An 8,275-nucleotide genomic window follows, 5' to 3' on the forward strand; every position below is an offset into this window, starting at 1 on the left:
CCGCCTGGCAGACCCCACGTCGCCCGACGCACGAACGCACCGATCAATCGGCAACCCGATGTGCGGCCCTCAACTCTGCCCATTGGTGTCCAGCCTGCGTTCATCGAACGGCTGCGACGCGTCGGGCATGGACGTGAGTCGATCGCACCGAGTGGGCGTGGGGCGTGGGCAAGTGGGTGGAAAACCGACCGCTTCGTTGATTGTTGGCTGGTCAAAGGGACTTTCCGGCTGGCGAATGGCAGCTCGAGCAGGGCTGTTGCGGGTTATGTTGTGGCCGGGGGTGGTGGAGAGGGCAATCACAGCCGCATGAACGGGTCGGTGCGGCTAACGTGTGGTCATGACAGGACCGATGCCTTTGACCCTTGCCTCGATCCGCCAAGCTCCCAAGGCGCTGCTGCACGATCATCTCGACGGTGGTCTGCGGCCCGCGACGGTTTTGGAGCTCGCCGCCGATTGCGGTTACGACGACCTACCCGCCGACAATGAGACCGAGCTGGCGGCATGGTTCCGCGATGCGGCCGACAGCGGCTCGCTGGAGCTCTACCTGGAAACCTTCGCGCATACCGTCGCGGTGATGCAGACCCCCGAGGGTCTGCGTCGCGTGGCCCGGGAATGCGCGGAAGACCTCGCCGCCGACGGTGTGGTCTATGCCGAGGTCCGTTTCGCTCCCGAACAGCATCTGGAACGCGGCCTGACCCTGGACGAGGTGGTCGAGCACACCCTCGCCGGATTCCGCGAGGGTGCGGCGGTCGCCGCCGAGGCCGGTCGCCCGATCGTGATGATCTGCCTGCTCACCGCCATGCGGCATGCGGCGCGTTCGCGCGAGATCGCCGAACTCGCGGTGCGGTGGCGCGACCGCGGCGTCGGCGGTTTCGATATCGCGGGCGCGGAGGCGGGCTACCCGCCCAGCCGCCACCTGGATGCCTTCGAATACATGCGAGCCAATAGCGCGCACTTCACCATCCACGCAGGTGAGGCGTTCGGGCTGCCGTCCATCCACGAGGCCCTGGCATTCTGCGGCTGCGACCGGCTCGGCCACGGTGTGCGGATCACCGACGACATCACCGTTCCCGGTGCGATCGAAGATGCACAACTCGGACTGGTCGCGAACTATGTGCGGGATATGCGAATCCCGCTAGAACTCTGTCCCTCGTCGAATGTGCAGACCGGCGCGGTCCCCTCACTCGACAAGCATCCGTTCGACCTGCTGGCGCGGTTGCGTTTCCGCGTCACGGTCAATACCGACAACCGACTGATGAGCGATACCAGCATGAGCCAGGAGATGCTCAAGCTGGTCGACACCTTCGGTTACGGCTGGAGCGACCTCGAACGCTTCACCATCAATGCGATGAAGTCCGCGTTCATCCCGTTCCCCGAACGGCTGCGCATCATCGACGACATCATCAAGCCGGGTTACGCCGTCCTGCTCGGATAGCTCCTACTTCTCCTGCGTGAGCCGGGACTCGAAGTTGCCTTCCAGATCCCGCCAGCTCTGAGCCTCCGCGGTGAACGGCGGGTTCGGGGCCAGGCGGGTCGGGTCCGGGTTCAGCAGGTAGGAGACGTACCAGCCGAGCGGGGTGGACTGCGCCAGCGCCTGCTCCACCGTGTCGTCGTCGGCGTAATCGGCTGCGTCGGTGAACAATTCGACCGCCAGATCGAGTTGTTCGATATCGACCGCCTCCGGGCCCTCACCCAGGTCGTCGGCGAGACCGGGCAGCACGTAGACGTTCTCGTCGGTCACCTCGACCTCGAGTGAACCGTCGACGGCGGCGGTCTGCACATCGGTGTAGGTGCTCACTCGTGCCAGATCGTGCTCATGGTCATCGGCCAGGTACCGGGCCAGCGCGCGCTCGGAGCCGAAGACCGTGATGGATCCGTCCTTGCCGAGGAAGATCGGCTCGTCGTCGAGGTAGCAGCGCAGCGTGAAGTAGGTGCCGTCGGAGGTGACGATCTTGACCGGGTCGATGCCGACCTCGTGCCAGAACGAGTCGTCTTCCTCTTCGTCGTCTTCCTCGTCCTCGTCGAGGTCGACGGATTCGAACTCCTCGTCCTCATCGCTGTCGGCGGCGTCATCGGCGTCGACGACGTTCTCCTCCGCGGCCAGCAGTTCGGCCTCCGCGACGGCGACCGCCTCGGCATCGACCTCGGGGGTCTGCACCACGGAGTCGATGGCGTCGAGGACGTCGTCCCAGCCCTTGGCGATGGCGGCGCCGATCTGATCCCACAGCTCCTCGCCGTCGCGCCCAACGAAGGCGCTCACGCCGCTGGCCAGTGCGCCGACCACCGGATGGGAGCCGAAGAACTTGGTCACCGTCTCCAGCTCACACACCTCACCGATATTGCGCACCATGCTGAGCGTGTCGTCGAGCTCGGCGATGGTGTCCACATCGGGATCGTTCGCGACCAGTTCCGGGACACCGACCAGGTCGAACGTGAAGTTCTCCTCCGGCTCCAGTTCCACCGCCGACAGCCCGGCAACGACCTTCCACGCCGGATGGTCCACGAGATCGTTATCGGAGTTGGTCCGGATGAATGCGGCCAGCTCCGCGACGGTCTCGAAACCGTAGAGGGAGTCCTCATGTCCGAGGAACGCCTCCCACTCGTCATCACCGTCGCGCCAGCGCGGTGCCCACAGGGTGACGAGATCGCCGTCGGTCAGGCCGAGCTCGATCGGGACGATGTCTCCAGAAGCCATGTGCGGAAGCCTATCGACCTTCCGAGTCAGTGACTATCCGGCCCGCCCCCAACGCTTCCGTGGGCACCCTCCGGCGCCACGGTGAATGACTCGTTCAGTGTCGCAACGACCTTCGATCGCTGCGCGCCGGCGTCCTCGGCGGCCTGCCTACAGGCCCATACGATCAGCTGACCGACCTCGGCCGGCGGCAGTGCGGTGACCGACTCCGACAGGCTCAGCGCGACCAGGGCGCCATCGCTGTTCACCTCGACGCTGACCGTGCCGTCTTCGGTCCGGAACCGGCCGTGCACCTGCTCGAGGCCGTACAGTGCGGCTTCGAGCGCTTCCAGTTTCGCCGTCGCGTTGGCGACCAACGCGTCCATTTCAGCGCTCATGCCTGCACCTCGCTGACGCTCGGCTCCGGCATAAGCGCTGGGGCGCCTGTGTTCATGGTTCGCTCGCTCCGCTCACTCACGTGCCTGCACCTCGCCGACGCTCGGCTCCGGCATAAGCGCTGGGGCGCCTGTGTTCATGGTTCGCTCGCTCAAACCGGCCTCATCCAGCTCGTCGGTCCCGTGTCCGCGTCATCGATCCGGTCCAGTTCGTCCACCGCGGCCTGGCGTGTCGGCAAGCCGAGCTTGTCCAGGATGTCGGCGGGCATACCCGCCTCGGCGAGCAGTTCGCGGCGGCGGGCGCGGGCGGCGACGGTGGAGCGCTTGGTCAGTCGCAGGATCTCGTCGGCCAGAGTCTGTGCGCCGTAACGGTATTCGCTGCGTTCGAACTTGATCTCGATCGGCATGCCCTGGTCGGTGGCACGGACCGAGATGGTGCCCGATCGATTGGTGCTCGACGCCACCGTGACATTCGGTATCGGTGGGGTCTGGGGCTGGGACATTATTCGTTCGCTCCGCTCATTTATGAGGTCGGCCGGTAGAAGCCATAGAAGTTCATGCCCATGTTGTCGGTTCTGATCGAGCTCATCTGGACCGGATTACCGGCCTCGACGAACTGCCCGTTGCCGGCAACCATCGCGACGTGGCCATCCCACACCGCCAGATCGCCCGGCATCAGATCGCCCGGCGAAACCTGCATATGGCCGTTGCCCTGTTCCTGCGCCAACCGGGGCAGATCTACACCGGCCTCGCCGTACGCGTATTTGGTGAGACCGCTGCAGTCCAGTCCGGAACCGGGCGTATTGCCACCCCACACATAGGGCGTGCCGACCGCGCCGATAGCCGCCTTGACGGCGGTCGCCGCCTTTTCGTTCGGGGCCTCGACGACACTGCCGTCCGGCAGGGTGATCTTCACGCCCTTGCCGGCGGTCGACGACTGCCCGGTCCCGGTTGTGGTGCTCGGTTTGGCAGTCGATGCCGTGCTCGCGGTCGTGGTGCTGGCCTTGCTCGCGGTGCTCATCAGGCTGCTGAGCATGCTGCCCGCACCACTCGCGACGGTGCCCACCGTCGACGACAATTGCGACGCACCCTGCGTGGCGGTGTTGATCGTGCTGGCGGCATTGGACAGCGACGGCGTCGACGGCGCGGGAGTCAGCTCGTTCATCGACGCGGTCTGGGTGTCCAGTTCATTGCGTACGCGGCCGACCACATTCAGCCCCTGACCGATGTGGTCGATCGCGGAGCCGACGAGCACGGTCAGCCCCGCCGGCGTCGCCAGTGCCGGACCGAGACCGGTGGCCTGGTTCACGAACGACTGGACGATCCCGTTCAGCTCTTTCTGGCCCGTTTCGACTTGGGCGGCAGCCTGATTCACGACGGTCGCCATATCGTTGCCACGGTCGGAAATGCTGGCGGCGGAGGTCTGCACCCGCAGCGCCTTGGCGGTGACGGCATCGGCGGCCGCGCCGTCCCATGCGTTGTTCACCTGGTTGATGCTGTTGCGGCCGAGCGCGTGCACCTGGTCGACGGCGGTCGAGGTGGAGGTCAGTGCGTCGGCGGGCCCGCCGGTGGGTAGGACGCCGGTGCCGAAGCTGGAGAGCAGGTCGAGCAGTGGCTGGACCAGAACGCTGACATCGATCACCGTGTCATCCGTCCAGTCCGGTAGCGCTCAGCCCGGCGGCGTTGTTCAGGTCGGTTTCCTCGAGCACTACGGCCGAACCGGTCGCCGTACCGCTCATACTCGCGAGCACCGCCGACAGTTGGCCGATCGAGGCAACATGTCCGGCATGTGCCGCGGCGTAGGCGGCCATGAAATCGCCGCCGATCAACCCCATGATGGGGCCGAGAAGAGTGGGATCGGCGGCCGCGGCGCTCACTCCGGCGGTGGCGAGATCACCCGACATGGTCGCGGCGGTCGCGCCGTAGGCGGTGATGCCCTCGGTGTCGGCCGACATCTTTCGCATAGTGCTTCCCCCATCTGTTCTTTCCCAGGCAGAGTACGTCATCCACCTAGTTCGACGCGCCGCCTTACCGTTCGGTTCCAGCCGTTCGAAAAAAAATTCGGGTGGAGGTTCGCCGCCGAACTCGTCTTCGACCTTATCGTTCCCTCATGCGCACGCACACCGTGGACCATCCACTCGCCGCCGCCCTGCTGACCACGATGCGCGATGCGGGCACATCGAATCCGGCCTTCCGCGCGGCATTGCGCGATCTCACCGGAATTCTGATCTACGAGGCACTGCGCGATGCGCCGGTGCGCCATTTCCCGATCACCACACCGGTGGCCGACACCGAGGGAACGCGATTGGCGCAGCCGCCACTATTGGTTCCGGTGCTGCGCGCCGGACTCGGCATGGTGGACGCGGCCGCCGAGCTGATTCCCGACGCCAGAGTCGGTTTCGTCGGCATCGCCCGCGACGAAACCACCCATCAGCCGATGCCGTACATGGAATCGTTGCCCGCCGATCTGTCCGAGATGCCGGTCTTCGTACTCGACCCGATGCTGGCCACCGGTGGTTCGATGCGCCACACCCTGCAACTGCTCGCCGCCCACGGTGCCACCGACATCACCGCGGTCTGTGTCGTGGCCGCTCCCGAAGGCATTGCCGCCCTTGCTGATTCGGGCCTGCCCGTGCGCTTGGTCACCGCCGCGGTCGACGCCGGTCTCAACTCCGACGCCTACATCGTCCCCGGCCTCGGCGACGCGGGTGACCGTCAATTCGGCCCGCGCTGATCGGTCAGCGCCGGCGGGCGAACAATTCGAGGAACTCGATGATGCCGGAGTTCAGAGTGCACCGCAGAAGTCGCGCAGCTCGGTAACGCGTTCCTCGGCGGCTGTGCGCGCGGCGGCGAGTGTCGCGCGGGAGGCGACCGGCTCGACTACTTCCAAGTAGCACTTGAGTTTCGGCTCGGTGCCGGATGGGCGGACCACGATCCGGGCACGCGCGCCCTCGAAAATCAGTGCGTCGGTGCGCATTCTGCCGCGCACCTGGAGCAGATCGGTGTATTCGACCGGCTCGCCCGCGATTTCGGCGGGTGGCGCGGCGCGCAGCCGATCCACCAAGTCCGCGGCCGCCGCCGGATCGGGTAGGCGCAGCGCGACCTGGTCAGTGAGGTGCAGCCCGAATTCGACCGCGTAGTCGTCGAGTTCGTCGGCAACGGTGCGGCCCACGGTCTTCAGACTTGCGACCAGATCGGCGGCGAGCACGGCCGCGGAGATGCCGTCCTTGTCGCGGACCGCGACTGGGTCCACGCAGTGACCGATGGCCTCCTCATAGGCGTAGACCAGACCGTCGCCCGCGCGGGCCAGCCATTTGAAGCCGGTCAGCGTTTCCGCATACCGCGCGCCGCGGGCGGCGGCGAGTTTCGAGAGCAGTCGTGAGGACACGATGGTGGTCGCCACCAGGGCATTCGGTGGCGCGGTCCGCAGCACGTAAGCGCCGAGCAGCACACCGGTTTCGTCGCCGCGCAGCATGCGCCAGCCGCCGTCGCCGTCCGGAATTCCGATGGCGCAGCGGTCGGCATCCGGATCGAGGGCGATGGCGAGGTCCGCGTTGATCCGGGTGGCGGTGGCGAGCAAGAGGTCGGTGGCGCCGGGCTCTTCGGGATTCGGGAAGGTGACGGTCGGAAAGTCGGCATCGGGCGCGAATTGCGCCCCTACGACGTGCACATGTTGGAATCCCGCCGCGGCAAAGGCGGCGACGGCGGTATCTCCGCCGACCCCGTGCAGCGGTGTCAACACGATCCGAACATCGGCACGTTCGCCGGGTCCGCCGATCAGTTCGGGCAGCCGGGCCACCCGATCGACATAGCGGTGCACCAGGTCATCGGCGGCCGGTGCGACGGGCGTGCGGGCGATCGGCTCGGTGACCGACTCGATACAGCGCTCGATCTCGGTGTCGGCCGGCGCGATCAGCTGCGAACCGCCATCGAGGTACACCTTGTAGCCGTTGTCGGTCGCCGGATTGTGCGATGCGGTGATCTGTACTCCGGCAACGGCTCCCAGTGCACGCACCGCGAATGCGACGATCGGCGTGGGCAGCGGTCGTGGCAGCAACGTCACCGGAAAGCCGGCGGCGGCAAAGATTTCCGCGGTCGCGATCGCGAATTCGGCGGAGCCGTGTCTGGCGTCGCGACCGACGACCACCGCGCCGCCGCCGAGACAGCGACCGCGCAACCAGTCCACCAGTCCGGCGGTCGCCCGGCTCACCGTGTCCGGGTTCATGCCGTCGGGCCCGTCCATCAGCGGCCCGCGGAGCCCGGCGGTGCCGAAGCGCAGCATCTACAGCCGTTCCAGTACGCCGCGCAGCAGTTTGCCGAGTCGCGGTGCGGCCGCATGTCCTTCGGCGAGTACCTCGGTGTGCGAGAGGTGCGCACCGGTGACGCCCGCGGCGAGGTTGGTGACCAGCGAGATGCCGAGCACTCGGGCGCCCAGCGCACGGGCCGCGATCACCTCGAGCACCGTCGACATCCCGACCAGATCCGCGCCGATGGTGCGCAGCATCCGGATCTCGGCCGGGGTCTCGTACTGCGGTCCGGTCAGACCCGCGTACACCCCATCGGTCAGGCTCGGGTCGATTTCCCTTGCCAGCGTACGCAATTCGGGATCCCAGGCATCCACGAGATCGACAAAGGTCGCGCCCGTCAGCGGCGTGCGGCCGGTGAGATTGATGTGGTCGCTGATCAGCACCGGCTCACCGACGCGCAATCCGTCCCGGATCCCGCCCGCCGCATTGGTGAGCACCACGGTGTCCGCGCCAGCCGCGATCGCCGCGCTCACCGGATGGACGACATCGCTCGGCTGATAGCCCTCGTAGAGATGCTGACGCCCCATCAGCAGCAGTACCGGCGTGTTGTCGACGGCGACCGAATGCACCATCCCGACATGCCCTTGCGCACTCGGCGTCCCGAATCCGGGCAGCTCCGGCATCGGCACCGAAGCGGACGGCGTCCCGATCTCCGCGGCCGCCTCCTGCCAGCCCGACCCGAGCACCACCGCAACCCGGTGCCGTTCCACTCCTGTACGTTCGGCAATCGCCCTCGCGGCCTGTTCGGCAAGCATGCCGTCACGGTATCTGATTTGCCGCGGCTGTGTTTTTTGGCAGCGCCTGCGGCGCTGCGTGTTCGCGGCCCCCTGCTGTCTCGCGTCCGAGCCGTCGAGACTCGCGACGAAGTCGCGAGAGCTAAGACGGCTCCGGCCCCAGACCGG

Annotated in this window: 9 protein-coding genes; 2 read left to right on the top strand and 7 right to left on the bottom strand. The window is 66.9% G+C overall.

Features of this window, described 5'->3' with window-relative positions; genetic code table 11:
* Window positions 1-337: 337 nt before the first annotated feature.
* Window positions 338-1,435 (top strand): adenosine deaminase, encoded by a 1,098-nt coding sequence (locus AB0L58_RS39615; RefSeq protein ID WP_364395823.1) that lies wholly within the window; start codon window positions 338-340, stop codon window positions 1,433-1,435.
* Window positions 1,436-1,438: 3 nt separating this feature from the next.
* Here AB0L58_RS39615 and AB0L58_RS39620 read toward each other — a convergent pair whose 3' ends face one another.
* From AB0L58_RS39620 to AB0L58_RS39640, 5 genes are all read right to left on the bottom strand, one after another.
* Window positions 1,439-2,695 (bottom strand): primosomal protein, encoded by a 1,257-nt coding sequence (locus AB0L58_RS39620; RefSeq protein ID WP_364395825.1) that lies wholly within the window; start codon window positions 2,693-2,695, stop codon window positions 1,439-1,441.
* 26 nt (window positions 2,696-2,721) lie between these two features.
* Window positions 2,722-3,069: a YbaB/EbfC family nucleoid-associated protein gene (locus tag AB0L58_RS39625; protein ID WP_364395827.1), complete on the bottom strand. Its 348-nt coding sequence runs from the start codon at window positions 3,067-3,069 to the stop codon at window positions 2,722-2,724.
* Window positions 3,070-3,218: 149 nt separating this feature from the next.
* Entirely contained in the window at window positions 3,219-3,569 is a 351-nt protein-coding gene (locus tag AB0L58_RS39630; protein ID WP_040686879.1) for a hypothetical protein, read from the bottom strand.
* Window positions 3,570-3,589: 20 nt separating this feature from the next.
* Window positions 3,590-4,708, bottom strand: coding sequence for an NlpC/P60 family protein (locus AB0L58_RS39635; protein WP_364395830.1), 1,119 nt, complete (start codon window positions 4,706-4,708; stop codon window positions 3,590-3,592).
* Between the two features lie 4 nt (window positions 4,709-4,712).
* The gene (locus tag AB0L58_RS39640; RefSeq protein ID WP_364395832.1) at window positions 4,713-5,021 is read right to left on the bottom strand and encodes a hypothetical protein; all 309 of its coding nucleotides are present in this window, start codon (window positions 5,019-5,021) and stop codon (window positions 4,713-4,715) included.
* A 155-nt stretch (window positions 5,022-5,176) separates the two neighbouring features.
* On the opposite strand from AB0L58_RS39640, the gene upp reads away from it, so the two are divergent.
* Window positions 5,177-5,800, top strand: a complete 624-nt coding sequence (gene upp, locus AB0L58_RS39645) for a uracil phosphoribosyltransferase (protein WP_364395834.1) — start codon at window positions 5,177-5,179, stop codon at window positions 5,798-5,800.
* Window positions 5,801-5,851: 51 nt separating this feature from the next.
* On the opposite strand, the gene AB0L58_RS39650 is transcribed toward upp, so the two are convergent.
* Both AB0L58_RS39650 and AB0L58_RS39655 read right to left on the bottom strand, forming a co-directional pair.
* Window positions 5,852-7,348: a phospho-sugar mutase gene (locus tag AB0L58_RS39650; RefSeq protein WP_364395836.1), complete on the bottom strand. Its 1,497-nt coding sequence runs from the start codon at window positions 7,346-7,348 to the stop codon at window positions 5,852-5,854.
* Window positions 7,349-8,128, bottom strand: a complete 780-nt coding sequence (locus tag AB0L58_RS39655) for a purine-nucleoside phosphorylase (RefSeq protein WP_364395838.1) — start codon at window positions 8,126-8,128, stop codon at window positions 7,349-7,351.
* Window positions 8,129-8,275 lie beyond the last annotated feature (147 nt).

The organism is Nocardia sp. NPDC052112 (assembly GCF_040680135.1).
Lineage (GTDB): Bacteria > Actinomycetota > Actinomycetes > Mycobacteriales > Mycobacteriaceae > Nocardia.

What these genes read in the sequence shown, in the direction of transcription:
- AB0L58_RS39640 (WP_364395832.1), bottom strand. Translation starts at nt 5,021, where the DNA reads ATGTCGGCCGACACCGAGGGCATCACCGCCTACGGCGCGACCGCCGCG.
- upp (WP_364395834.1), top strand. Translation starts at nt 5,177, where the DNA reads ATGCGCACGCACACCGTGGACCATCCACTCGCCGCCGCCCTGCTGACC.
- AB0L58_RS39630 (WP_040686879.1), bottom strand. Translation starts at nt 3,569, where the DNA reads ATGTCCCAGCCCCAGACCCCACCGATACCGAATGTCACGGTGGCGTCG.
- AB0L58_RS39615 (WP_364395823.1), top strand. Translation starts at nt 338, where the DNA reads ATGACAGGACCGATGCCTTTGACCCTTGCCTCGATCCGCCAAGCTCCC.
- AB0L58_RS39655 (WP_364395838.1), bottom strand. Translation starts at nt 8,128, where the DNA reads ATGCTTGCCGAACAGGCCGCGAGGGCGATTGCCGAACGTACAGGAGTG.
- AB0L58_RS39650 (WP_364395836.1), bottom strand. Translation starts at nt 7,348, where the DNA reads ATGCTGCGCTTCGGCACCGCCGGGCTCCGCGGGCCGCTGATGGACGGG.
- AB0L58_RS39620 (WP_364395825.1), bottom strand. Translation starts at nt 2,695, where the DNA reads ATGGCTTCTGGAGACATCGTCCCGATCGAGCTCGGCCTGACCGACGGC.
- AB0L58_RS39625 (WP_364395827.1), bottom strand. Translation starts at nt 3,069, where the DNA reads ATGAGCGCTGAAATGGACGCGTTGGTCGCCAACGCGACGGCGAAACTG.